This window comes from Sphingomonas sp. GW821-FHT03E12 (assembly GCF_059420685.1).
In genome coordinates, this window is the sequence record NZ_JBWKUF010000001.1 from 643,471 (window position 1) to 668,529 (window position 25,059).

Here is a 25,059-nt window from a genome sequence, read left to right on the forward strand (position 1 = left end):
CGAACCGCTCAGGGAATCTCGAACAGCCCGGCCGCGCCCATGCCGCCTGCGGTGCACATCGAGACCACCACCCAGCGCACCCCGCGCTTGCGTCCTTCGATCAGCGCGTGGCCGATCAGCCGCGCACCGGTCATCCCGAATGGGTGGCCGATCGCGATCGCGCCGCCATTGACGTTATACTTCTCGGGATCGATGCCCAGCGTGTCGCGGCAATAGAGGCACTGGCTGGCGAACGCCTCGTTGAGCTCCCAGAGGCCGATGTCCGCGATCTTGAGGCCTGCGCGGTCGAGCAGCTTCGGAATCGCGAACACCGGACCGATGCCCATCTCGTCGGGCGCGCAGCCCGCGGCCTGAAAGCCGCGATAGATGCCGAGGATCTCCTTGCCCTCGGCTTGCGCGAGCGCGCGGTCCATCACGATCTGTGCGGCGGCCCCGTCGGACAACTGGCTGGCATTGCCCGCGGTGATATAGCGGCCTTCCTTCACGACCTGCCCGTCCTTCCACACGGTCTTGAGGCCGGCCAGTGCTTCCACCGAGGTGCCGGGGCGGATGCCCTCGTCCTGAGTTACCGTCACGCTCTCGCTGCCGGTGCGGTTGCCCTCCTTGTCGAAGATCGCCTTCTCGACGGTGATCGGTGCGATCTCCTCGGAAAAGGCGCCATTGGCGAGGCCGGCTTCGGCGCGCTGCTGGCTCATCGCGCCATATTCATCCTGGCGCGCGCGGCTGATGCCATAGCGTTCGGCGACGATCTCGGCGGTCTCGATCATCGGCATATATGCGTGGGGCTCGTTCGCCAGCACCGACTGGTTGGCGTAACGCGGCGCGTCCTTGGTCACGGTCAGGCTGATTGATTCCATCCCGCCCGACAGCGCGAGGTCGATATCGCCCGCAATGATCGAGCGGGCCGCGAGCGCCAGCGCAGTCAGCCCCGATCCGCACTTCCGGTCAAGCGTGAAGGCCGGCACGCTTTGCGGCAATCCGGCGGCGAACACTGCCATCCGTCCGGCGTTGCCGCCCTGCGTTCCCCATTGATTGCCCACACCCCAGAAAATGTCGTCGATCCGGGCAGGATCGATTCCCGCCCGCTCGACCGCCGCGTTCATCACATGCCCGGCTAGCACCGGGGCCTCGGTGGCGTTGAATGCGCCGCGATAGGCCTTGCCGATGCCCGTCCGGGCGGTGGAAACGATTGCGGCTTCGCGCATGGCATCCTCTCATTCGTGTTTTGGGTATGGTTCTCCTGTAACCTTTGCGATCAGATATTGGAAGATTCAGTCGGTGAAGCGCGGAGTGCGCTTCTGTATGTTCGCCATCACCGCCTCGATCTGGTTGGGGGATCGCAGCAGCACCGCCTGTTCCGCGCTTTCGGCAGCGAGAATTGCGGGCGCCCCGGTCTCGGCGGCAAGATTGGCGAGCCGTTTGGCGGCGCGGACCGCATGCGGATTGCGTCCTGCAATTTCGCGCGCCAGCGTCATCGCTTCCCCATGCGCGCCCTCCGCCAGGCGTGTCGCAAAGCCGAACGCGAGCGCCTCCTCAGCGCTGAACTCGCGCGCCGAGTAGGCGAGTTCGCGTAGGATGTCGTCGCGCACCGTGGTTCGCCACAGGGCGAAGCCCGCCATGTCGGGGACGATGCCCCATTTCATCTCCATGATCGAACAACGGGTGCCCGGCGCGAGAATACGGATGTCGGCACCCGACAGGATCTGGAAACCGCCGCCGAATGCGATGCCGTGCACCGCTGCGATCACCGGAACCGGCAAGGTGCGCCAGCCCCAGGCAACCTGCTGGAACAGATTGGCGTCGCCATGGCTGCGCGTGCCGAGGTCCAGGTCTGGTCCGCCGCCCGCCATGCTCGCCATATCCAGCCCAGCGCAAAAGGCGCGCCCCTCGCCCGACAGCACCACCGCGCGCAGCCCGGCCATGCCGTTCAGCGTCTCGATCGCGTCCGCTATACCGGCGAACATCGCCGGATCGAGTGCGTTCATCTTGTCGGGGCGGGTCAGCCGTACGTCGGCGACGCCGTCGTTGAATTCGATCGAAACGCGCTGCTCGCTCATTGCCATCCTCTCCCGGCCTTTTTGCCACGCTAGGCCGCGTCGAGGCGATAGCCGAGTCCCTTGACGCCCCGGATCATCGGCGCCGCGAAGCCGCGGTCGATCTTGGCGCGCAGTTTCGAGACATGCACCGCGACCACGTTGGTTCCTGGGTCGAAGCGCAACCCCCAGACCTGCTCAAGCAGCTCGCGGCGCGACACGAACTCGCCATGCCGCTCGGCAAGATAGAGCAGCAGTGCGAATTCGCGCGGAACCAGCGGGATCGAAAGGCCGGCGCGCGCGACTGCACGGTGCACGCGATCGATGCGCAGATCGCCGATCCGCGTATCGCCGGGCATGTGGCTGCGTACCCGCACATCGACCCGCGCGGCGAGCTCATAGGGGTTGACGGGGTGGGAGACCGCGTCCGCCGCGCCCGCATCGAGCGCCGCGGTGAGCCATGCCGGGCAGCCGGCCACCGCGATTTCGGGCACATGGGTGTTGCGGATCCGGATCCCGGGCCGCCACGCGCGCAGGATCGCGGCGACGCCCCGATCCGGCGCGGCGCATGGCCTGCCCAGGACAAGCGCGTAACCCCGCTGGGCGACCGCTTGATCCAGCAACGGTATCTCGATTTCGGACAGAATCTTCTGCGCCACGTCTCGGGAAACTACGCGCCGTGCATCATGAGTCTGCCGGAAACTGATCCGTATCGGATGGAGCAAGGGCGGAAAGCAGCGCGGCCGCCGCCGTCCGGCGCATCCGTGGATGCGGATGGCGGCGGGCAAGATGATCGACCAGATCCAGGCCGTTGCCGCCGCCCATATGCGCGGCGAGCGTCACCAGTCCTTCGGATGGCGCTGTGGTCAGTCCCTCGGCGATCCGATTGCGTGCGATGTCGAACCGGTACTGGTCGATCCAGGGGTGACTGGGATGCTGGCCGAGGATGTTGAGCGAAACCGAGAAGCTGTCGGGCGGAAGCTGGACATGCACGTCGCGCTGCATGCGATAGAGCATCAGCTTGCCTGGTTCGAGCCTGCTGCGTTCGACGAAACGCAACCCCGCCTCGTCGCCGGCTGCGCCCGCCACTGCCCGTCCGTCATATTCGAAATAGTCGCTCCAATAGCCGGGCCCCAGATAGCCATAGGTCAGGAACGGGAAATTGTGATCGTGCGGAAGCCCGTAGAAGAAGGGCGCGGTCCCGCTTGCCTGCACCACGGCGTCGTCCGCGGCGGGCCAGAAATTGGCGCGGATCACATAGCGGCCATTGGGCGGGCGCAGCAGGAAGACCTGGGGGCCATAGCCGTTGGCGGCGCTCTGCCGTGTGCAGCGAAGCTTGAGCTCCTCGATCGCCAGATCCGCGAGGAAGCTTCGGTTGCGGCCCAGCCGGGCGAGCAGCGGGCCGAGCGCGGCGAAACTCTCCTCGTCATGCGGGTCGAACACCGCCGAATCGAGCGCGTCGACCAGCGCGTCGAGCGTGATGGCCGCGCCATCGCCGGGTTCGATCAGACGAGGCATGGTTGATTCAGGCGATGCTCCAGCGCCGCGTGCGTGGCGGTGGCGGCGGCCCTTATCTCGGCATTGGGGTCGTCCGCGCGCATCACGGCGAGTCGCCGGTGCGCCGCACGTGCATCAAGCATCAGCCATTCGCGCATCGCTGCCCAGCGCAGGTGAAAGGCGGGGTGGCGCGACGTCTGCTCGAACAGATCCGCCGCATCCGCGCGTCCGCTTACCCGCAGAAAGGTCAGCAGCATCTCGATCCGCGATGCCGCATCGTCGGCGCACGCCGCGCGGACCAGAGCGCCGTCCGCAACCGCATATTCGCGCACCAGCGGGTCGGCGCCCGGCTTGATCGTGGCGGTCAGCGCAACGATGTCCCGCGTGGCGCCGGTCAGCAGGTGTCCGCCGGTGCGCCCGTCCTGACGGACCAGCGCACCATCCTCGAGCGTGCGCGGAGCAAGCTCGCGTGCGGGCGGCGCGGATGCGGCGCTGAAGTCCGCTCCGGCGCGATCCGCTTGCCAGCGCCGCATCTGCGCCTCGCCGCCGCTGAGGTAAGAGGTGAGTGTCACCCGGCCGGACAGAACAAGGGTGGTGGCGGGCGGCAGGCGATTGAGCGCGTCCGCGCTGGTAACCGTCGCCGACAGCGTCACGGCAGGGCAATCGAACAGCACCGCGCCGGTGCGAAGCGGGTCGCGGCTCACCTTGAATGGCGGTTCGAACCAGGGATCGGCGCGGAGCGCATCGATCAGGGGGGCCAGCATCGCTTCGGTACGGTCCGGATCGGCAAGGAACGCCGCGGCGCGCGTCTCGATCTCGCCGGCATCGGCGATGCCCGCAAATTCAGCGGCAGCGGCTGTCACCGGACCCGCGAGCCAGCGGGTGTTGACCGGGGCGGATCGTGTGCGTGCTCCGGCAAGGCCGGGATGGTGCATCGCCTCGAACCGGGGGGTCACGGGATCGGGCCGGGATAGGTTTCGTATACCAGGACCGCGATCGCGATCAGCATCTCGAAGATATCGTCTCCAGCCACTTCGGCGGCACGGATCGCGCCGTGCGTAGCGACCTGGGTACCGAGCGTCGCGATCTCGGCGATGGACAGGGTGATCATGCGCGCGCCTCCTTCTTTCGGTTCCCCGAACCTAGGTGGGGTGTGCCGGGCGCCTCAGTTAATTCGAGTTTACGATGCCCATGCCCAGCGCGGCATTGCCCCGCTTCGGCGCACCCGCTACGCCGCCCGGCGATGGAGACCGCAGCCTTTCCGTTCGATCCGGCCACCTTTTTCGCCGCGCTGCCCGCCGGCCATGGCCGGCGGCTGGGTATCGGGTATGATTCTCACGGGAGCGACTGGTGCCAGCTCGTCCTGCCCTGGCGCGAGGATCTGGTCGGTGACCCGGCGCGCGGCGTCATCGCGTCGGGACCGATCGTCGCGCTGCTCGACATGGCGACGAGCGTCGCGGTGTGGATGAAACGCGGTGGCTTCCTGCCGCACGCGACGCTCGACCTGCGCGTCGATTATCTGCGGCCCGCAGCGCCGGGGCGTACGGTGATCGGGCGCGGCGAATGCTATCGCGTGACGCGCTCGGTCGCGTTCGTGCGTGGTATCGCCCATGATGGCGATGCCGCAGACCCGGTCGCGAATGTCGCGGGGACCTTCATGTTCACCGGGGTACCCGCATGATTCTGCCGCCCTATGCCGATTTGCTCGGGATCACGCCGGAGTCCGGCGAAGGCGTGCCGGTGCTGACGATGCCCTTCGGTGCCGATGTGATCGGCCGTCCCGGCTTCGTCCATGGCGGCGCGCTGGCCGGATTGCTCGAAATGGCGGCGATCGTTGCGCTCAAGCACGCGCTGGAGACCGAGGATCGCGGCGGGACGCGGATCAAGCCGATCAACGTCACCGTCGATTTCATGCGCGGCGGCCGGGAAAAGGTCACCCGCGCACAGGGGCATGTGTCGCGCCTCGGCACGCGCATCGCCAATGTCGAGACGATCGCCTGGCAGGACGACCGGGATCGCCCGGTCGCCGCCGCGCGGCTGAACTTCCTGCTGGCCGTTCCCGACTAGCCCTTAGGCGTCAGCTTGAGCAGGCGTCCCTGCGATCCCTGTCCGCCATCCTCGAGCAGCCAGATCGCGCCGTCCGGCCCTTCCTCCACCTCGCGGATGCGTGCGCCCATCGGCCATTGGTCGCCCTTGGCCGCATTGGTGCCGTTGACGTCGACGCGGACCAGTGCCTCGCTCGACAGCCCGCCGATGAACAGGTCGCCCTTCCATTGCGGGAAGAGCTTGCCCGAATAGACCATCAGCCCGCCGGGCGAGATGGCCGGGTTCCACGACACCTTGGGTGCCTCGAACTCGGGGCGGGTCTTGTGGTCGGGAATGTCGGTGCCGTCATAATGGTCGCCGTCCGAGACGATCGGATAGCCGTAATTCCGGCCCGGCAGCACCAGATTGACCTCGTCACCGCCCTTGGGACCCATTTCCTGCTCCCAGAGATTGCCCGCCTTGTCGAAGGCGATGCCGAGCAGGTTGCGGTGACCATAGGACCAGATGGCGGGGTGGAAGCCTCTGGCCGTCAGGCCCGGATCGCCCGCGGGCTTGCCGTCGAGGGTGAGGCGCAGCACCTTGCCCAAGGTCGATTTGGGATCCTGTGCCGGATCGAATTTCTGCCGCTCGCCATTGGTGAAGAACAGGTGCTTGCCGTCGGGCGCAAAGGCGATGCGTCCTGAATAGTGGCCGTTGCCGGTGACATAAGGGGTCGCCTTGAACAATGTCTGGACGTTGTGCAGCGCAGGCGACCCGCCGTCGGCCAGGGTACCGCGCGCCAGCACGACACCCTTGCCGCCCTCGCCCGCTTCCGAATAGCTGAAATAGACTTGGCGATTCTGTGCAAAGCCGGGCGCGAGCACGACATCCTTCAGCGCGCCCTGCCCGGCGCTATCGACCTTGGGGATGCCCGAAACCGGCGTCTTGGTCTTGCCGTCGGCGCTGACCAGCAGCAGCGTTCCCGTCTTCTCGGTCACCAGCATCCGCCCGTCGGGCAGGAAGGTCATTGCCCAGGGCGAATCGAAATCGGCGACCGGAGTGACGGCGAAGGGAAGGCCGTTCGACGGGGCGGCTTCCTGGCTGTTGCCGGGCTGCGCGCCGGTGCAGGCGATCAGGGTGAGCGAGACGGCGGCGATCGGCAACAGGCGCATCGGATTCTCCGGGGGAAGCGGCAAGCCCCGGCGAATTTCGGGGCCGAACGGATGTCGCACGGCATTTACGCTGTGGCAACGCGGGTTGATTAGCCTGCGCGCGTAGGGGGGAATGTGATGCAATGGCTTCAGCGCGCGCCGGTCAAGGAAGCGCTGCTCATCCTCTATCTGATTGCCGATGGCGGAAGTCTCGCCGATCGGGTGATCTCGCTCGGCCCGTCGCCCTGGCTTGTCGTGTTCGCCGGTTTCTACGCCGGGTTCGTTGGCGCTTTGTGGGTCGCATCGCGGCTGGCGTCGAACCTGTTGCGCTGGGCGATCGGCGTGCTGCTGTTCGCCGCTGCCGCGTTCATCGGGGCGAGCGAACGGATCCTGGGCGATCACCTGACCTATGACGGCTTCCTCAACCTGATCGGTTCGGCCGGGTTCGCCGGCGATGCGATGGCCGAGCACGGCATTCGGGTTGGCGCGGAGATCCTGATTGCATTGCCCCTGCTCCTTGCGATTGGGTTCGCGCCGCGTCGCACCCGGCGCTTCGATGCGCGCTGGGTGGCGGTGCCGCTGGGCGCACTCCTGCTGCTGACGGGGATGTTGTTCATGCGCGGCGGCGAAGGTGCGCGCGGCCTGCCCGGTGCGTTCACCGCGCTTGCCTATCTCACGCTCGCGACGGGTGAGGAGCTGGCGAGCGACGGCAAGCGGCGGCCGGTGACGCTGGCGCCGCGGGCGGTGCCGGGCACGGGGGATATCGTCGTGATCGTCGATGAAAGCGTGTCCGCGCGCTATCTCGACCTGATCGATCCGGCGGGCGTACACACCGGGCTGCTGGCGCCGCCGGGTGGAATCTCGGTGCATAATTTCGGGGTCGCTGCCGCGATCACCAATTGCTCGCTCGGCACCAATCTGACGCTGCGTCACGGCGGCACGCGCGACCGCTACAGCGAGATGAATGCCACCGGTCCGGCGATCTGGGATTATGCGCGCAAGGCGGGTTTCACGCCGGTCTATATCGATGCGCAACGCACCGGTGGCGGGCTGCACAACGGGATGGATGCGGCCGAGCGCGCCCGGATCGATACCTTCATCCAGTTCGATTCGGTACCGGTCGAGGAACGCGACCATGCCGCCGCGGACCGGATCCTGCGCCACCTTGCCAATGGCCGGCGCGAGTTCATCCTGGTCAACAAGGTCGGCGCGCATTTCCCAGTGCACGACAAATATCCCGACAGCCATGCCGTCTATCGCCCTGCGCTGCCGCGCGGGCGCTTCCTCGGCATTGCCGATACCGGTGACCGCGACGGGTTCGATGGCGATGCCGAACAATGGCGGCGCTATCGCAACGCCTATCGCAACACATTGCTGTGGAAGGTCGGCGGGTTCTTCGAACGCCTGCTCGCGCCGGGCACGCTGCACGGCGCGACGGTGATCTACACTTCGGACCATGGTCAGGACCTGCGCGAGCGCGGCGGCACGGGCGTGCACACCCATTGCAGCGCGCATCCGGTGCCGGAGGAGGGAGCGGTGCCGCTCGCGATACTCGCCGACTCCGGCGCTGCGGCGGGCTGGGCGGAGGCGGCAGGGCGCAACCGCGACCGTGCGAGCCACTATCAGATCTTTCCCACGATCCTCGCGATGATGGGGTACCCCGAATCCGCGGTTCGCGCCGAATATGGCCCGTCGCTGCACGCACCGCTCGCGGATGAACTGCGCTTCAACACGCATTTCAATGCGCGGCTCGGCCGCAAGCCCCAATGGCAGCGGATCGACGTATCGGCGCTGGCCCGGCCGCCGCGCGGCGATGGCGGCCCGGCCGTGGCGGCACGCTGACTCGACTATCTTGCCGTCGCCGCGCCATGCGCCTATAGAGGCGCTGTTCTCGACATTGGAAACCTTGCCGAGGCCGGCCCCACGGGGTTCGGCGGCGATAAGGTGTATCCGGTGTCCATTGGAGTTTTTGCGTGGCGGATATCGCTGCCCTGACTAGTCTGATCGAGCCTGAAGCGCGTGCTTTGGGTTTCGATCTGGTGCGCGTGAAGATGTTCGGCGGCGAGGGTGACCGGACGCTGCAGGTGATGGCGGAGCGCCCGGATACGCGCCAGCTGAATATCGATGATTGCGCCGACCTGTCGCGCCGCATCTCGGATCGGCTCGACGAGCTCGAGGCCGCCGGCCGCGACCCGATCCCCGAGGCCTATCGGCTCGAAGTCAGCTCGCCCGGCATCGACCGGCCGCTCACCCGGCTCAAGGATTTCGAGGACTGGAAGGGGCATGAAGCCCGGATCACGCTCGCCGAGAAGATCGACGGGCGCAAGCAGTTCAAGGGCGACCTTGCCGGGGTGGAGGGCGAGACGATCGCGATCACCGACGGGCAGGGCGTGACTCACACGATCGCCTTCGCATCCATCGAGGACGCGAAGCTCGTCATCACCAACCGGCTCATCGCCGCAACCCGGCCGCTCTCTAGCGAGGGCGCAGACGAATTCGAAGCAGAGGAACAGGACTGATGGCCACCGCCATTTCCGCCAACAAGGCCGAGCTGATCGCCATCGCCAATTCGGTGGCGAGCGAGAAGATGATCGACAAGGCCATCGTCATCGAGGCGATGGAAGAAGCGATCGAGCGCGCCGCCAAGAACCGCTACGGCGTCGAGAACGACATCCGCGCCAAGCTCGACCCGCAGACCGGCGACCTTCGCCTGTGGCGCGTGGTCGAGGTGGTCGAGGCCGTGGACGACTATTTCAAGCAGGTCGACTTGAAGGGCGCGCAGAAGCTGCAGAAGGACGCCAAGGTCGGCGACTTCATCGTCGATCCGCTGCCCCCGATCGAATTCGGCCGCATCCAGGCGCAGGCATCGAAGCAGATCATCTTCCAGAAGGTCCGCGACGCCGAGCGCGAGCGCCAGTATGAAGAGTTCAAGGACCGTCAGGGCGAAATCATCACCGGCGTCGTCAAGCGCGTCGAGTTCGGCCATGTCGTCGTCGACCTGGGCCGTGCCGAGGGGGTGATCCGCCGCGACGCACAGATCCCGCGCGAAGTGGTTCGCGTCGGCGACCGTATCCGCAGCTTGATCCTGAAGGTCGTGCGCGAGACCCGCGGCCCGCAGATCTTCCTCAGCCGCGCGCACCCGGACTTCATGAAGAAGCTGTTCGCGCAGGAAGTGCCCGAAATCTACGACGGCATCATCGAGATCAAGGCCGCCGCCCGCGATCCGGGTTCGCGCGCCAAGATCGGCGTGATCAGCCACGACAGCTCGATCGATCCGGTCGGCGCCTGCGTCGGCATGAAGGGTTCGCGCGTCCAGGCCGTCGTGCAGGAGATGCAGGGCGAGAAGATCGACATCATTCCCTGGTCGCCCGACACCGCGACCTTCGTCGTCAACGCACTGCAGCCGGCCAATGTCGCGCGCGTCGTCATCGACGAAGAGGATGACCGCATCGAGGTCGTCGTCCCCGACGATCAGCTCAGCCTCGCCATTGGCCGCCGCGGCCAGAATGTCCGCCTCGCCAGCCAGCTGACCGGCAAGGCGATCGACATCCTGACCGAGACCGATTCGAGCGAGAAGCGCCAGGCCGAGTTCGTCGCGAACAGCGAGATGTTCCAGAACGAGCTCGACGTCGACGAGACGCTGGCGCAGCTGCTGGTCGCCGAGGGCTTCAGCACCCTCGAAGAGGTCGCCTATGTCGAGCTCGACGAGATCGCGGGCATCGAAGGCTTCGACGAGGATCTGGGCCAGGAGCTTCAGAATCGCGCGACCGAGGCGCTCGAGCGCCGCGAGGAAGCAAATCGCGAAGCCCGCCGTGCGCTGGGCGTCGAGGACGAGCTGGCGACCATGCCGTATCTGACCGAAGCGATGCTGGTCACGCTCGGCAAGGCGGGCATCAAGACGCTCGACGACCTCGCCGATCTCGCCACCGACGAGCTGGTCGCCAAGAAGCGTCCCGAACCGCGCCGCCGCGGCGACGGTCCGGCAGCCCCGGTTCGCGAGAGCGACAAGGGCGGCGTGCTCGGCGAGTACGGCCTGAGCGACGAGCAGGGCAACGAGATCATCATGGCCGCCCGCGCGCACTGGTTCGAGGACGAGCCTGCCGCCGCGGACGCAGAGGTTCCGGCCGCTGCCGGTGAGGAGGACGCAGTTGCGGACTCCGAACAATGAGACCCGGTCTGAACTGACGGGTGGCAAGCGTGCGGATGGAGATGCCATCCGCACCTGCATCCTCTCGCGTGCGGAAACTCCGCGCGACGGGCTGATCCGGCTCGCGCTCTCGCCCGACGGCGAGGTGCTGCCGGACGTTCGCGCCAAGGCCCCCGGCCGCGGCGCGTGGATCGGTGTCGACCGCGCCGAGCTCGCAGCCAGCAGCAAGAAACTGCGCGACGCCCTGTCACGTGCGTTCAAGACGAACGAGCTCCGCATCCCCGATGATCTGGGCGACCGGATCGCCGCGCAGCTCGAGCGCGCGCTGCTCGACCGGCTTGGGCTCGAGGCCAAAGCCGGGCATGTCGTGATCGGTGGCGAGCGGATCGAAAAGGCCGGCCGCAGCGGCAAGCTGCATCTGCTGCTCCACGCATCGGATGCCGGCGCCGACGGCTCGCGCAAGCTCGATCAGGCACTCCGCGTTGGCACTGACCGCGAAGGCTCGGGCGACACGGGCTTCACATTGCCGCTGCCGCGCACCATATTGTCCTTGGCCCTTGGCCGCGAAAATGTGGTACATGTCGGCCTGACAGACCCCAAGGCAGCCGCGCGGGTGAGCGAAGCGCTCTCCCGCTGGTTGCATTTTATCGGTCCCGATCCAGACCCCAAACCTTGCGAAATGGCTTCGCAAGGCGCATCGGGCGCTGGCGGTGACGTGACGAACGACGAACAGACGGGAATTTGAGTTGAGCGATACCGAAAACGACAAGCCGAAACTGGGCATGCGCCAGCCGCTGGGGCTGAAGCGCACGGTCGAGACCGGCAAGGTGAAGCAGAGCTTCAGCCACGGACGCTCGAACACCGTCGTGGTCGAGGTCAAGCGCCGCCGCGTGCTGGGTCCGCAGTCGGGCCAGCCCGAGGCCGCACCTGAGCCGGTCGTCGAGGCCGCGCCGCCTCCGCCCCCGCCTGCCCCCGCGCCGCGCCCGTCCGCGCCCGCAGGTGAGACCGCGCAGGAGCGTCAGGCTCGCATGCTGCGCGAGGCTGAAGAGCAGCGCATGCAGACGAATGAGGACGCGCGCCGCCGCGAAGAGCGTGAGCGTGTCGAGGCCGCCGAAGCCGAAGCGCGCCGCGCCGAGGAAAAGGCACGCGCCGAAGCCGAGGCCGCCAAGGCGCCCAAGGAAGAGCCCAAGCCGGAACCGGCCCCTGCGCCGGCCGTCGAGGCTGCACCGCCGCCTCCGCCGCCCGCGCCGGCTCCCGCGCCCGTACCGCCGAAGCCTATTGCGGTTCAGCTCGACCCGAGCCGTCCTGCGCCGCGCCAGTTCACCCCGGTACAGCGCCCCGAGATTCCGCGTCCGGCGCCGGCAAAGCCCGAGCCGGCGGCAGCCGCTCCGGCCAGCACCGGCGGTGGCGCGGCGGCTCCGCGTACGCCCAATCTCGGCCCCAATCGTGCTCCGGCGCGCGCGCCGGAGCCGCAGCGGCCGCAGCAGCGCGATCGCAAGGGTGACGAGCGTCGTGGTGGCAAGCTGACCGTCAATCGCGCCCTTGGCGGCGACGATGGTGCGCGTGCGCGCAGCCTCGCCGCACTCAAGCGGGCGCGCGAGAAGGAACATCGCCGCCACATGGGGCCGCGCGAGCCTCAGGCAAAGCAGGTCCGCGACGTCCAGGTGCCGGAGGCGATCACCGTTTCCGAGCTGGCGAACCGTATGGCCGAGAAGGGCGCCGACCTGGTCAAGGCGCTGTTCAAGATGGGCATGCCTGTCACGCTGACCCAGACGATCGATCAGGACACCGCCGAACTGCTGGTGACCGAGTTCGGCCACAACATCGTCCGCGTTTCGGATTCGGACGTCGATCTGGCGACCGACACGGTCGAGGATGCGCCCGAGACGCTGCAGTCGCGTCCGCCGGTGGTGACGATCATGGGCCATGTCGACCACGGCAAGACGTCGCTGCTCGATGCGCTGCGCGGCACCGATGTGGTGCGCGGCGAGGCCGGTGGCATCACCCAGCATATCGGTGCCTATCAGGTGACGCTGAAGGACAAGTCGAAGATCACCTTCCTCGACACGCCGGGTCACGAGGCGTTCTCGGAGATGCGCGCGCGCGGTGCGAACGTCACCGACATCGTCGTGCTGGTGGTCGCTGCGGACGACGGGCTGATGCCGCAGACGATCGAGGCGATCAATCACACCAAGGCGGCGGGCGTTCCGATGATCGTCGCGATCAACAAGATCGACAAGCCCGAGGCCAATGCCCAGCGCGTGCGCGAGCGTCTGCTCGAGCATGACGTGCAGGTCGAGGAAATGGGCGGCGAGACCCAGGATGTCGAGGTGTCTGCGCTCAAGAAGACCGGTCTCGACCAGCTGATCGAGAAGATCCAGCTGCAGGCCGAATTGATGGAGCTCAAGGCCAACCCCGACCGCGAAGCCGAGGGCAATGTGGTCGAGGCGAAGCTCGACAAGGGCCGTGGTCCGGTCGCGACGGTGCTCGTCACGCGCGGCACGCTCAAGGTTGGCGACGTGTTCGTCGTCGGTGCCGAGAGCGGCAAGGTCCGCGCGCTGGTCGACGACAAGGGCCGCCAGATCAAGGAAGCGGGTCCGTCGATGCCGGTCGAGGTGCTTGGCCTGTCGGGCGTGCCGATGGCGGGCGACCTGCTCCAGGTCGTCGAGAACGAGGCGCGCGCCCGCGAGGTCGCGGCCTATCGCGCCAGCGTCATCCAGCAGAAGCGTACGACCAACACCCCTGCCAGCCTCGAGAGCATGTTCAGTGCGCTCAAGGAAAAGCAGGCGATGGAGTATCCGCTGGTCGTCAAGGCGGATACCCAGGGCACGGTCGAGGCGATCGTCGCGGCGATCAACAAGATCAGCACCGACGACATCAAGGCGCGCGTGCTGCACGCCGGCGTCGGCGGCATCACTGAAAGCGACGTGAACGCGGCTGCGGCCTCGGGCGCGCCGATCATCGGCTTCAACGTCCGTCCGAACGCCAAGGCACGCGAGATCGCCGATCGCCACAAGGTCGCGTTCAAATATTATGACGTGATCTACGAACTGACCGACGAGATCCGCGCCGGCATGGCCGGCCAGCTCGGGCCGGAAGCGTTCGAAACCGTGGTCGGCCGCGCCGAAATCCGCGAGGTCTTCTCGGCGGGCAAGCACGGCAAGGCGGCTGGTCTGCTGGTCACCGACGGTGCGATCCGCAAGGCGCTCAAGGCACGCATCACGCGTGACGACGTCATCATCTACCAGGGCGAGATCGCATCGCTGCGCCGCTTCAAGGACGATGTGGCGGAAGTCCGTGCGGGTCTCGAGTGCGGTGTGACGTTCAGCCAGAACTTCACCGACATCAAGCCTGGCGACTATCTCGAAACCTTCGAGGTCGAGCTGCGCGAGCGGACGCTCTAAGGAGCGCCGCTCGCCATGTTCGGCGCCCCGACCCCGGTCCTTCGCAGCTTCGACGAGAAGCGGATGAAGGACTTTTACCTGAACTTCCTCGGGTTCGAGCTGGAGTTCGAGCATCGGTTCGATGATGGGGCGCCGCTCTATATGGGCGTGCGTCGCGGCGGCTGCGCGTTGCATATCTCGGAGCATTATGGCGATGCGACGCCGGGTGGCGCGGTGCGCATCCCGGTTGACGACGTGTCGGCGTACATGGCCGCGCTGCGCGCCAAGCAGCACGGCAATGCGCGTCCCGGCGAGCCCGAACTGACGCCATGGGGTTCGTACGAGATCACCATCCAGGATCCGTCGAGCAACCGGCTGACCTTCTACACGGAGGCACCCGCCGATGGTGAAGGCTAACAGCTCGACCGAGGAACGCTCCGTCCGCCTGCTGCGCGTGGGCGAGCAGGTGCGTCATGTCCTCTCGGACATCCTCGCGCGCGGCGAGGTGCACGACGATGTGCTCGCCAGCCATATGGTGAGCGTGACCGAAGTGCGCATGTCGCCCGACCTGCGCCATGCGACCGTGTTCGTGAAGCCGCTGCTGGGCAAGGATGAGGAGGCGGTGCTCAAGGCGCTGCGCACCAACACCGCTTATTTCCAGCGCGAGGTCGCGAGCCGCGTGAAGATGAAATATGCGGCGAAGATCAAGTTCCTCGCCGACGAGAGCTTCGACGAAGGCAGCCATATCGACCAGCTGCTGCGCGACCCCAAGGTGGCGCGCGATCTGGAGCAGCCGGAAGACTGATCCACAGGCTTGTCCACAACTCTGTCCACGGCTTTGCCGCCGGGGCGGATGAAAGCCGCGGGATCATCGGCCAAGGTCGCCGGCAATGGCCAAGCTCTATTTCTATTATGCGTCCATGAACGCGGGCAAATCGACCAATCTGCTTCAGGCGGACTTCAATTATCGGGAGCGCGGGATGCGCACGATCCTGTTCACCGCAGCGGTCGATGACCGTGCGGGCGAGGGACGGATCGCGTCGCGGATCGGGCTGGCGGCCGAAGCGATCAGCTTCGATGCGCATATGGATTTGCGGCTGCGTGTCGAGCGGGAGGCCGATACCGGCCCCGTGCATTGCGTGCTGGTGGACGAAGCCCAGTTCCTGACCGCCGCTCAGGTCGATCAATTGGCCATCGTTGCCGATGTGCTCGGAGTGCCGGTGCTGGCCTATGGTCTGCGCACCGACTTCACCGGCGCACTGTTCGAAGGCTCGGCGCGGTTGCTCGCGCTTGCCGACGCGCTGATCGAGATCAAGTCGGTGTGCCGCTGCGGGCGCAAGGCGACGATGAACCTGCGCGTCGACGAGGAAGGCCGCGCGGTGGCGCAGGGCGCGCAGACCGAGATCGGCGGCAACGACCGCTATATCGCGCTGTGCCGCCGCCATTTCACCGAGGCGATCGCGGCGGCAGGCTGAAACGCCGCTGGTGAATCGTCGCGCTCGATCCTAGATCACGACCATGGACCCCAATTCTATCGTTTATGGCGCGGCCATCTGGCTGATCCCGCTGGTCATCGCGATCGTTTTCCACGAAGTCGCGCACGGCCTTGCCGCCCGCGCGCTCGGTGATCCCACCGCGGCGGAGCGCAAGCGCCTGTCGCTCAATCCGCTCCGCCATGTCGATCCGATCGGCACGGTGGTGCTGCCGCTGATCCTGGCGCTCACCAAGATGCCGGTATTCGGCTGGGCCAAGCCGGTGCCGGTCAATTTCGCGCGGCTGCGCAATCCCCGGCGCGACATGATGCTGGTGGCGCTGGCAGGTCCCGGCATGAACTTTGTGCTCGCGCTCGTCGGGGCGGTGCTGTTGGGGCTGTTGCTCGCGAGCGCCGGCGGCGAACGGTTGGGCAGCGTTGGCGCCTTTGTGGCGCAGAACCTGTTCAACTTCGTCGGCGTGAACCTCTTCCTCGCGCTGTTCAACCTGATCCCACTCCCCCCGTTCGACGGTGGGCATGTCGTGCAGGGCCTGTTGCCGCCCGCCGCCGCCGAGCGCTGGGCGTCTTTCGGCCGCTTCGGTTTTCCGCTGTTGTTCGTCCTGCTTCTCGTCATCCCGGCGATCTGGCCCAGCGCCAACATCGTTGCGCAGCTGATCGTCCCGCCCTGGCAGACTCTGACGGAATGGTATCTGGCGATCACGACGGCGATCGCGGGCTGATGCATGGCTGGATCATTCTCGACAAACCGCTGGGCCTCGGTTCGACCCAGGGTGTGAGTGCGGTCAAGCGCGCGCTGCGCGAGGGCGGCTACGGCCCAAAAAAGAAAGATATGCCCAAGGTCGGCCATGGCGGCACGCTCGATCCGCTGGCGACCGGCGTGCTGCCGATCGCGGTGGGGGAAGCGACCAAGCTCGCCGGGAGGATGCTCGACAGTGACAAGGTTTATGACTTCACCGTGAAGTTCGGAATCGAGACCGATACGCTCGATCTGGAAGGGCAGGTGATCGCCGAATCGGACGTGCGTCCGGCCCTGGCGGAGGTCGAAGCGGTGCTGCCGCGCTTTACCGGTCCGATCGATCAGGTGCCGCCGGCCTATTCCGCGCTCAAGGTCGATGGCGAGCGCGCCTATGACCTCGCCCGCAAGGGAGCGGAAGTGACACTGGCGAGCCGTGCGGTGACGATTCGGTCGCTCACGCTCCGTGAGGTGACGCCCGATAGCGCCACGCTCACGGCGCACGTCTCCAAGGGCACCTATATCCGCAGCCTCGCGCGCGACATCGCCCATGCGCTCGGCACGGTCGGGCATGTGACGATGCTGCGGCGGGTCAAGGCGGGGCCGTTCACCCTCGAATCCGCGATTTCGCTGGACAAACTGGCGGATGCCGCTAAGGGCCGCACGCTTGAACATTGCCTCCTGCCGCTGAGGGCGGGGCTGGACGACATCCCGGCTCTAACTCTCGAACCCGGTCAGGCAGGGGCTCTCCGTCAGGGGAAAGTGTTGACCGGGATCGCCACGGAAGACGGCCAACATTTTGCGCTCGAGGGCGATACGCCCGTCGCGCTGGTCGAGGTTTCGGACGGCAACGTCCGGGTCGTTCGTGGCTTCAACCTGTAAGATGATGTCGAAGGAAAACACATGACGATCACGACCGAGCGCAAGGCTGAACTGACCAAGGAACATGGCCGCGCCGAAGGCGATACCGGCAGCCCCGAAGTCCAGATTGCGATCCTCACCGAGCGCATCGTGAACCTGACGAGCCACTTCAAGGGCCACGCCAAGGACAATCACTCGCGTCGCGGCCTGCTGATGATGGTCAACAAGCGTCGTTCGCTGCTGGACTATCTCCGCAAGACCGACGGTGACCGCTACACCGCACTCATCGCGAAGCTCGGCCTTCGCAAGTAACCGGAAAGGCGGCCTTCGGGTCGCCTTTTTGCAATACCGGGCAGCTAGTGCCCGGACCCTTGGGGCCGTGGCAATCCGGCCGAAGCCCTGAACAGGGGTGAAATCACCCCGCACCGCGCGAGCCGGACAGCTCGCACACAGGCCCCGGACGCATTGGGCGTCCGGTCCAAAGGAAATCAAATGTTCGACAAGAAAACCGTATCGATCGAGTGGGGCGGACAGACCCTGACACTCGAAACCGGCAAGGTTGCCCGTCAGGCCGATGGCGCCATCATGGCGACGCTCGGCGAAACCGTGGTGCTGTGCGCCGTCACCGCCGCCAAGTCGGTGAAGGATGGGCAGGATTTCTTCCCGCTCACCGTCCACTATCAGGAAAAGTACAGCGCGGCCGGCCGTATCCCCGGCGGCTTCTTCAAGCGTGAGCGCGGCGCGACCGAGAAGGAGACCCTGGTCTCGCGTCTCATCGATCGTCCGATCCGCCCGCTGTTCCCGGAAGGCTTCTACAACGAGATCAACGCCATCGCTCAGGTGCTGAGCTATGACGGCGAGAACGAGCCGGACATCCTCGCGATGGTCGCCGCTTCTGCCGCGCTCACCATCTCGGGCGTGCCCTTCATGGGCCCGATCGGCGCCGCACGCGTCGGCTATGTCGATGGCGAGTACATCCTGAACCCGACCGACGAGCAGGTTGCCGCCGGCGACCTCGACCTCGTCGTAGCCGCGACCTGGGACGCGGTGATGATGGTCGAATCCGAAGCCAATGAGCTGTCGGAAGAGATCATGCTGGGCGCCGTCCTGTTCGCGCACGACGCGTGCCGCGAAGTGATCAAGGCGATCATCAAGCTCGCCGAGCAGGCTGCCAAGGAGCCTTGGGAAATGGCGTCGTCGGACGACAACGCCGCGCTCAAGGACAAGCTCAAGAAGCTGATCGGCAAGGACATTGCTGCCGCCTACAAGCTGACCGACAAGTCGGCTCGCTCGAATGCGCTCAACGAAGCGCGCGCGAAGGCGAAGGCGCAGTTCGTCGAGGACGGCCTGTCGCCGCAGGAAGTCATGGCCGGCATCAAGCTGACCAAGAAGCTGGAAGCGGAGATCGTTCGCGGCGCCATCCTCAAGGACGGCAAGCGCATCGACGGCCGCACCACGACGCAGATCCGCCCGATCGTGGCGGAAACGCACTTCCTTCCGCGTGCGCATGGCTCGGCGCTGTTCACCCGCGGCGAGACCCAGACGATTGCCACGGCAACCCTGGGCACCAAGGATGCGGAGCAGATGATCGACGGCCTCAACGGCCTGTCGTACCAGCACTTCATGCTGCACTATAACTTCCCGCCCTATTCGGTCGGCGAAGTCGGCCGCTTCGGCGCGCCGGGCCGTCGTGAAGTCGGTCATGGCAAGCTGGCATGGCGCGCGCTGCACCCGGTGCTGCCGACCAAGGACGAGTTCCCCTACACGATCCGCCTGACCAGCGACATCACCGAGTCGAACGGCTCGTCGTCGATGGCGTCGGTGTGCGGCGGTTCGCTCGCGATGATGGACGCCGGTGTGCCGATCAAGCGTCCGGTCTCGGGCATCGCCATGGGCCTGATCCTCGAGGGCAAGGACTATGCGATCCTGTCCGACATCCTCGGCGACGAGGATCACCTCGGCGACATGGACTTCAAGGTGGCGGGCACGTCCGAAGGCATCACCACGATGCAGATGGACATCAAGATCGCCGGCATCACCAAGGAGATCTTCGAAGCTGCGCTGAACCAGGCCAAGGAAGGCCGTGCGCACATCCTGGGCGAGATGAACAAGGCGCTGGGCGAGACCCGCTCGGAGCTGTCGGCGCACGCGCCGCGCATCGAAACGCTGCAGATCGACAAGTCGAAGATCCGTGACGTCATCGGCACGGGCGGCAAGGTGATCCGCGAGATCGTCGCCACCACCGGCGCCAAGGTCGATATCGACGACGAGGGCCTGATCAAGATCAGCTCGTCCGATCTGTCGCAGATCGAAGCCGCGATGAACTGGATCAAGGGCATCGTCGAAGAGGCCGAGGTCGGCAAGATCTACAACGGCAAGGTCGTCAACCTCGTCGATTTCGGTGCGTTCGTGAACTTCATGGGCGGCAAGGATGGCCTGGTCCACGTCTCCGAGATCAAGAACGAGCGCGTAGAGAAGGTCAGCGACGTCCTGAGCGAAGGCCAGGAGGTCAAGGTCAAGGTTCTCGAGATCGACCAGCGCGGCAAGGTTCGTCTGTCGATGCGCGTTGTCGATCAGGAGACCGGCGAAGAGCTCGAGGACACGCGCCCTGCCCGCGAACAGCGTGAACCGCGCGGCGACCGTGGCGATCGTGGTGACCGTCGCCGTGACGGCGGTCGCGGTGACCGCGGGCCCCGCCGTGAAGGCGGCGATCGCGACCGCGGCCCGCGCGGTGAAGGCCGAGGCGATCGCGGCCCGCGCCGCGAGCGTTCGGAGTCGAAGGATGAAGGCGGCGAGGACATCGGCCTCCCCGCGTTCCTGACCGGTGGCAGCGACGACTAAGGTCGCGCGGCCTCAGGCTGAACCGAAAAGGGCCCCGGGAAACCGGGGCCCTTTTTGTTGGAGCTGTGGCTCAGCCCGGCGTCAATCGAGCCCGGTCTTGCCTGGTGCCCAATAGGCCTTGGTCAGGATCGTCGCGGCCGGAACGCCACAAAGCTTGAGGCGCTGCCGTAGCCTTTGGACCATCGCGGCCCTGCCGGTGAGCACGAAGCCTGCCCCGGCGGCGGCGAGCGCGGGGATCGCCGCCTCCATCGCTTCGAGATGCGCGTCGCTGTCCTGCTTCGCGAACAACGTCGCCTCCCCCATGCAGAGCTGTGCCAGTACCTGCCCGGTGCTCTCCATGTCTCCGGTCTCGAACAGACAGGTCACGGAGCGGGCCGGATCCAGCTGTGTCAGCGCATAGGCAAGGCCGATCGACGTCTCGTCACCGATCATCGCGACCGATTGCGGAATCCGGCGCAGGTCGAGCGATCCGCGCGGGCCGAACAGATTACATCGATCGCCGGCTTCGACGTTGCGCACCCAGGCGCTGCCGGGGCCATTGCCCGATTCGAAGCCAAGGATGCAGGTCCGGCCAGCCTCGGTGTTCCATTCGAGCGGGGTGTAGGTCCGTGCGGTGAAGGCGGACCCCATCGCGATCTGGATCTTCTGCCCCGGTATCCACGCGATATTGGCGAGGGCCGGTCCTTCGAGCGTGATCAGCTTGAAGCGCTCGGCCAGCCGTTCGGTGGCGACGATGCGTGCCTGTCGCATCAACAGTCGCAGCAATGCCTGACTGAACCGGCCGGCCGGCTCGACGGCAGGGCGTTCGGGTGATCCTGCCGCGAGCATCATGCAACCCCCCGCACCGCGGCTGCACGCCGTGCGGGCTATGGGCGCCGGTGCGGGATTGTGCACGGTCGGTGCGCGCGAGGCCGGGCTGCTGGTAGCCGAGATCAAGAAATGTCCTTTCGTCCGGGTCCGGGCCGGATTGCCCTCGACCGATAGCCGAGTGAGATGATAACGGGTCGCAATACTGGCGTCATTCCGAAGTCAGGACGGATTATTATTCAATTTCGCCAAGCGTGCCGGAGCATCGTCCATGCCGATCATGAACGCATTCGCCGATCCCGCGGGGTGGATCGAACCCGACCACGTGCCGCGCCCGGTGGTGACCTTCGGCATCGTGACCACCGAGTTCGAGGGGCTTGAGCTTGATTTCCACCGCCATGCCAAAGGTCAGATCATGTTCGTGCAGCGCGGTGCACTGAGCTGTGAGGTTGAGGGCGGGCTGTGGATCGTGCCGCCGCGCAGCGCGATCTGGATCCCCGGCGGCGCGCTTCATGCCATCCGCGTCACCGGCGCGCTGGAGGGCTATAATGCCTTCATCGCCGCGGAGGTGAGCGCGGGGCTGCCCGATGCATGCTGCGCCGTCTCGGTGACGCCCCTGCTGCGCGAGCTACTGACCCGCGCCGCCGGCCTGCCGGCGCTGTACGAACAGAATGGCGTGAATGCGCGGCTGACTGGCGTGTTGATCGACGAACTGGCTGCCGCGCAGGTGGAGGATCTGCATCTGCCGATGCCGGCTGACCCGCGCCTGCGCCGGATCGCCGCGGAGATGCTGGAATCGCCGGCCGAGCGGGGCACGCTGCAGAGCTGGGCGAAACGCGCGGGGATGAGTGATCGCACGCTGGAGCGGCTGATCGGCCGGGAAACGGGGATGAGTTTCGGGCGCTGGCGCCAGCAGCTCGGCGTCGTGCTTGCCGTCAAATGGCTGGCGGGCGGCGCCTCGATCCAGACGGTCGCGGCCGACCTCGGCTATGAGAGCATGCCCAGTTTCGTGACCATGTTCCGCAAGGCGCTCGGTACCTCGCCGGGCCGCTACATGGCGGAGCGGCATTCGGGCCGCATGTGAGACGGGAAAAGGCGCGCGCAACCCGCCTGGCTGCGCGCGCCCCTCGCTCTACGCTTCCTCAAGCTCCGGCGCGTCATCGACGATGTTGCCCGACTGCCGGTCGAACAGCCGGCGATACCGGCCGTCCGGATTGGCGAGCAGTGTGTCATGATCGCCGTTCTCGATGATCCGGCCCTGGTCGAACACCAGGATGCGGTCGAGCGTGCGCACCGTCGATAGCCGGTGCGCGATGACGATCGCGGTACGGCCCTTCATCAGCCGGTCCATCGCCTGTTGGATCAGCGCCTCGCTTTCCGAATCGAGGCTCGATGTCGCCTCGTCGAGGATCAGGATCGGCGCGTCGGCCAGGAAGGCACGGGCGAGCGCAACGCGCTGGCGTTCGCCACCCGACAGCTTGACCCCGCGTTCGCCGACCAGAGTCGCATAGCCGCGCGGCAGCTTCGCGATGAAGTCGTGCGCATTGGCCAGCCGTGCCGCCGCCTCGATCTCGGCCCGGCTCGCGCCGGGGCGGGCATAGGCGATATTATCGGCCAGGCTGCGGTGGAACAGGATCGGCTCCTGCTGCACGATCGCGATCTGCGCGCGAAGCGACTGCTGGGTCGCGTGCGACACGTCCTGCCCGTCGATCGTCACCCGGCCCTCGTTCACGTCGTAGAGACGCTGGATCAGCTTGACGAAGGTCGTCTTGCCCGATCCCGAATGGCCGACCAGGCCGACGCGTTCGCCTCCGTGGATGGTGAGGTCGAGATGCTCGTAGAGCGGCGTCTCGTGCCCGCCATAGCGGAAGGTGACGTCGTCGAAGCGCACTTCGCCTGCGCCGATGCGGATCGGCTCCGCATCGGTTCGGTCCTCGATGCCCAGCGGCTGGTCGTGCAGGTCGACCAGCTCCTCCATCTCGTTCACCGCGCGCTGCATGTGATGGATGTGGAAGCCGACATCGACCAGATAGCCATGGACCACGAAGTAGCTCGCCAGCACGAAGGTGACGTCGCCCGGAGTCGCCGCGCCGGTCCACCACAGCCACAAGGCCGTGCCGGTGATCGCGCTGCGGATCGCCCATAGCACCGTGATCTGCGCGCTGCCCGACCAAGTATAGCGCATCCAGGTTCGCCGGGTGCGCTTCGCCCATTTGGCGAGTAGCCCGCCGACCCGCTGCTCCTCGCGATCCTCAGCGCCGAACGCCTTGACCACGGCGTTCGAGCCGATCGCGTCGGAGAGCAGTCCGCCGAGCTTGGTGTCCCACGCATTGGAAAGCGTCGAGGCAGGCGAGGCCCAGCGGGTCGCCAGCGTCACCGTCATCGCCACATAGGCGACGGCGCCGATCGCCATCACGACGCCCAGCACCGGCCAGTGCCAACCGAGCAGGAGCATCGTGCCTGTCAGCACCGCGACCGACGGCAGCAGCTGGAGTAGCAGCACGTCGTTCAGCGTGTCGAACGCCCACATGCCGCGCGTGATCTTGCGTACGGTAGAGCCCGCGAAGCTATTGGCATGCCAGTCGGTCGAGAAGCGCTGGACGCGGTGAAAGCCGTCCTGGGTGACGTCGCGCATCATGCGCAGCGTGAAAGGAACCACGCCTGCCCAGGCGAAGTGGCGCAGCACCACCATGGCCAGGCCGAGCGCCGCCATCGCCGCGAACAGCGTGAGCGCCTCGCTGCGCAGATTGCCGGCGAGCGCGTCGATCAGCTGCCCCGCGAACAGGGGGACGAAGATCTCGGTCACCGTCGCGGCGGTGATGAACAGGGCTATGTAGGTGGCACGTCCGGGTTGCCGCGCCCAGTGACGGAAGGCGAAACCCAGGACACGACGGATCGAATCCGTACGGTCGATATCATGTGTCATGTCGTGAACCGGCGCCGCGGGCGCCGTCTCCAATGCAATGTCAGATTTGGGTGATGCGGGCGGAAACCCGGATCAGGGCGGCTTCAGGACCTAGTGGCGGAAGCGCCCGATGGTGCGGAACGCACCGAGAGGACGAGTGATGGTATCTGTCACGTACGCCCTCCTTTCCTGCACATTGGGACGGACGCGGATGTAGCAACGCCCTGTCCGCATGGCAACCCGCCGCGTCCGGATCAGTCCTCGCGGTAGCGCAGCGCCTCGACCAGCGTGGTGAACGCGGCGGTCGGCTGGCGGCGGCTGGGATAGTAGAGATGATAGCCGGGAAATTCCGGCGACCACTCGTCGAGCACCGTCTCCAGCGCGCCGCTGTCGAGATGCGCCTGCATCAGCGAGGTCGGCAGATAGGCGATGCCAAACCCGTCGAGCGTGGCCTCGAGCACGGGGAGGATCGACGAAAAAGTGAGCTGCCCCTCGACCCGCACGCGCAGGTCGCGCCCCTTCGCCTGGAACTCCCAGGCATAGAGCCCGCCATAGGTCGGCAGCCGCAGGTTGATGCAGCGATGCCGGGCGAGCTCCGCCGGGGTGCGCGGCCGGCCATGCGCCGCGAAATAGGCCGGCGTGGCGACCGCGAGCATTCGCGCGGGGGGCCCGATCGGCACCGCGATCATGTCGCGGTCGATCGTCTCGCCGAAGCGCACGCCTGCGTCGAAGCGATCGGCGACGATGTCGGTTAGGCGGTAGTCGGTGATGATTTCTACGTGGATGTCGGGGTAGAGGGGGAGAATCTGCCGCAGGCGGGGCCAGAGCACCGACGTCATCGACAGTTCGTCGGCGGTGATCCGCACATTGCCCGCGGGCTTGTCGCGCAACGTGCCGAGCGCCGCGACCTCCGCTTCCACCTCGTCGAGCAAGGGCCCCAGCGTGCGCAGCAGCCGCTCCCCCGCCTCGGTCGGGGTGACGCTGCGGGTGGTGCGGTTGAGCAGCCGCAGCCCGAGCCGCTCCTCCAGCGTCCGCATCGAATGGCTGAGCGCCGAGGGCGTGACCCCCAATTGCGCCGCGCCGCGCGTGAAGCTGCGTTCGCGCGCAACCACCAGAAAGGCGGCGAGCTCGCCCAGATGCTGGCGGTTCATTGTTGAATGAAACTCATAACTGCATGCACAGTA

General features: G+C 66.6%; 25 protein-coding genes. 15 read left to right on the plus strand and 10 right to left on the minus strand.

The annotated features are described in order from the left end of the window. Positions 1-8: 8 nt before the first annotated feature. From AC07TU_RS03070 to AC07TU_RS03095, 6 genes are all read right to left on the minus strand, one after another. Positions 9-1,205 carry an acetyl-CoA C-acyltransferase gene (locus AC07TU_RS03070; protein WP_495186438.1) on the minus strand — a complete coding sequence of 399 codons (1,197 nt, stop codon included), beginning with the start codon at positions 1,203-1,205 and terminating at the stop codon, positions 9-11. A gap of 66 nt (positions 1,206-1,271) precedes the next feature. Continuing rightward, on the minus strand, positions 1,272-2,057 hold the full coding sequence (locus AC07TU_RS03075) for a crotonase/enoyl-CoA hydratase family protein (protein ID WP_495186439.1): 786 nt from the start codon (positions 2,055-2,057) through the stop codon (positions 1,272-1,274). Between the two features lie 29 nt (positions 2,058-2,086). Then, complete coding sequence (locus AC07TU_RS03080) at positions 2,087-2,692, minus strand: winged helix-turn-helix domain-containing protein (protein WP_495186440.1); 606 nt, start codon at positions 2,690-2,692, stop codon at positions 2,087-2,089. Between the two features lie 25 nt (positions 2,693-2,717). Further along, positions 2,718-3,551: a transposase gene (locus tag AC07TU_RS03085; RefSeq protein WP_495186441.1), complete on the minus strand. Its 834-nt coding sequence runs from the start codon at positions 3,549-3,551 to the stop codon at positions 2,718-2,720. Continuing rightward, positions 3,539-4,486: a hypothetical protein gene (locus tag AC07TU_RS03090; RefSeq protein WP_495186442.1), complete on the minus strand. Its 948-nt coding sequence runs from the start codon at positions 4,484-4,486 to the stop codon at positions 3,539-3,541. The genes AC07TU_RS03085 and AC07TU_RS03090 overlap by 13 nt, the downstream gene beginning before the upstream one ends. Further along, positions 4,483-4,641: a hypothetical protein gene (locus AC07TU_RS03095; RefSeq protein ID WP_495186443.1), complete on the minus strand. Its 159-nt coding sequence runs from the start codon at positions 4,639-4,641 to the stop codon at positions 4,483-4,485. The genes AC07TU_RS03090 and AC07TU_RS03095 overlap by 4 nt, the downstream gene beginning before the upstream one ends. A gap of 132 nt (positions 4,642-4,773) precedes the next feature. Between AC07TU_RS03095 and AC07TU_RS03100 the strand changes: the two genes are divergently transcribed. Together AC07TU_RS03100 and AC07TU_RS03105 are read left to right on the plus strand one after the other, a co-directional pair. Further along, complete coding sequence (locus AC07TU_RS03100) at positions 4,774-5,211, plus strand: PaaI family thioesterase (RefSeq protein WP_495186444.1); 438 nt, start codon at positions 4,774-4,776, stop codon at positions 5,209-5,211. Further along, complete coding sequence (locus tag AC07TU_RS03105) at positions 5,208-5,597, plus strand: PaaI family thioesterase (RefSeq protein ID WP_495186445.1); 390 nt, start codon at positions 5,208-5,210, stop codon at positions 5,595-5,597. Before AC07TU_RS03100 ends, AC07TU_RS03105 begins: the two co-directional genes overlap by 4 nt. On the opposite strand, the gene AC07TU_RS03110 is transcribed toward AC07TU_RS03105, so the two are convergent. Continuing rightward, positions 5,594-6,727, minus strand: a complete 1,134-nt coding sequence (locus AC07TU_RS03110) for a PQQ-dependent sugar dehydrogenase (RefSeq protein ID WP_495186446.1) — start codon at positions 6,725-6,727, stop codon at positions 5,594-5,596. The genes AC07TU_RS03105 and AC07TU_RS03110 overlap by 4 nt on opposite strands. Positions 6,728-6,844: 117 nt before the next feature. Here AC07TU_RS03110 and AC07TU_RS03115 point away from each other — a divergent pair, with 117 nt between their 5' ends. From AC07TU_RS03115 to pnp, 12 genes are all read left to right on the plus strand, one after another. Then, positions 6,845-8,548 (plus strand): sulfatase-like hydrolase/transferase, encoded by a 1,704-nt coding sequence (locus AC07TU_RS03115; RefSeq protein ID WP_495186447.1) that lies wholly within the window; start codon positions 6,845-6,847, stop codon positions 8,546-8,548. 131 nt (positions 8,549-8,679) lie between these two features. Continuing rightward, entirely contained in the window at positions 8,680-9,225 is a 546-nt protein-coding gene (rimP, locus tag AC07TU_RS03120) for a ribosome maturation protein RimP (RefSeq protein WP_495186448.1), read from the plus strand. Continuing rightward, positions 9,225-10,874, plus strand: coding sequence for a transcription termination factor NusA (gene nusA / locus AC07TU_RS03125; protein ID WP_495186449.1), 1,650 nt, complete (start codon positions 9,225-9,227; stop codon positions 10,872-10,874). Before rimP ends, nusA begins: the two co-directional genes overlap by 1 nt. Then, entirely contained in the window at positions 10,855-11,598 is a 744-nt protein-coding gene (locus AC07TU_RS03130; RefSeq protein ID WP_495186450.1) for a DUF448 domain-containing protein, read from the plus strand. Before nusA ends, AC07TU_RS03130 begins: the two co-directional genes overlap by 20 nt. Before the next feature lies 1 nt (position 11,599). Then, complete coding sequence (gene infB, locus AC07TU_RS03135) at positions 11,600-14,257, plus strand: translation initiation factor IF-2 (RefSeq protein WP_495186451.1); 2,658 nt, start codon at positions 11,600-11,602, stop codon at positions 14,255-14,257. Positions 14,258-14,272: 15 nt separating this feature from the next. After that, entirely contained in the window at positions 14,273-14,653 is a 381-nt protein-coding gene (locus tag AC07TU_RS03140) for a glyoxalase superfamily protein (RefSeq protein ID WP_495186452.1), read from the plus strand. Then, complete coding sequence (rbfA, locus tag AC07TU_RS03145; protein WP_495186453.1) at positions 14,640-15,041, plus strand: 30S ribosome-binding factor RbfA; 402 nt, start codon at positions 14,640-14,642, stop codon at positions 15,039-15,041. The genes AC07TU_RS03140 and rbfA overlap by 14 nt, the downstream gene beginning before the upstream one ends. An 85-nt stretch (positions 15,042-15,126) precedes the next feature. Beyond that, positions 15,127-15,711 carry a thymidine kinase gene (locus tag AC07TU_RS03150; RefSeq protein ID WP_495186454.1) on the plus strand — a complete coding sequence of 195 codons (585 nt, stop codon included), beginning with the start codon at positions 15,127-15,129 and terminating at the stop codon, positions 15,709-15,711. Positions 15,712-15,754: 43 nt separating this feature from the next. Continuing rightward, the gene (locus AC07TU_RS03155) at positions 15,755-16,447 is read left to right on the plus strand and encodes a site-2 protease family protein (RefSeq protein WP_495186455.1); all 693 of its coding nucleotides are present in this window, start codon (positions 15,755-15,757) and stop codon (positions 16,445-16,447) included. After that, complete coding sequence (gene truB, locus AC07TU_RS03160; RefSeq protein WP_495186885.1) at positions 16,447-17,343, plus strand: tRNA pseudouridine(55) synthase TruB; 897 nt, start codon at positions 16,447-16,449, stop codon at positions 17,341-17,343. The genes AC07TU_RS03155 and truB overlap by 1 nt, the downstream gene beginning before the upstream one ends. Before the next feature lie 21 nt (positions 17,344-17,364). Then, entirely contained in the window at positions 17,365-17,634 is a 270-nt protein-coding gene (gene rpsO / locus AC07TU_RS03165; protein WP_224921952.1) for a 30S ribosomal protein S15, read from the plus strand. Positions 17,635-17,814: 180 nt separating this feature from the next. After that, positions 17,815-20,163, plus strand: coding sequence for a polyribonucleotide nucleotidyltransferase (gene pnp, locus AC07TU_RS03170; RefSeq protein ID WP_495186456.1), 2,349 nt, complete (start codon positions 17,815-17,817; stop codon positions 20,161-20,163). A gap of 81 nt (positions 20,164-20,244) precedes the next feature. Here pnp and AC07TU_RS03175 read toward each other — a convergent pair whose 3' ends face one another. Then, the gene (locus tag AC07TU_RS03175) at positions 20,245-20,994 is read right to left on the minus strand and encodes a siderophore-interacting protein (RefSeq protein WP_495186457.1); all 750 of its coding nucleotides are present in this window, start codon (positions 20,992-20,994) and stop codon (positions 20,245-20,247) included. Positions 20,995-21,241: 247 nt separating this feature from the next. On the opposite strand from AC07TU_RS03175, the gene AC07TU_RS03180 reads away from it, so the two are divergent. Next, positions 21,242-22,054 carry an AraC family transcriptional regulator gene (locus AC07TU_RS03180; protein WP_495186458.1) on the plus strand — a complete coding sequence of 271 codons (813 nt, stop codon included), beginning with the start codon at positions 21,242-21,244 and terminating at the stop codon, positions 22,052-22,054. Between the two features lie 48 nt (positions 22,055-22,102). Here AC07TU_RS03180 and AC07TU_RS03185 read toward each other — a convergent pair whose 3' ends face one another. Continuing rightward, the gene (locus AC07TU_RS03185; protein ID WP_495186459.1) at positions 22,103-23,896 is read right to left on the minus strand and encodes an ABC transporter ATP-binding protein; all 1,794 of its coding nucleotides are present in this window, start codon (positions 23,894-23,896) and stop codon (positions 22,103-22,105) included. 233 nt (positions 23,897-24,129) lie between these two features. After that, entirely contained in the window at positions 24,130-25,026 is an 897-nt protein-coding gene (locus AC07TU_RS03190; protein ID WP_495186460.1) for a LysR family transcriptional regulator, read from the minus strand. Between the last annotated feature and the right edge of the window lie 33 nt (positions 25,027-25,059).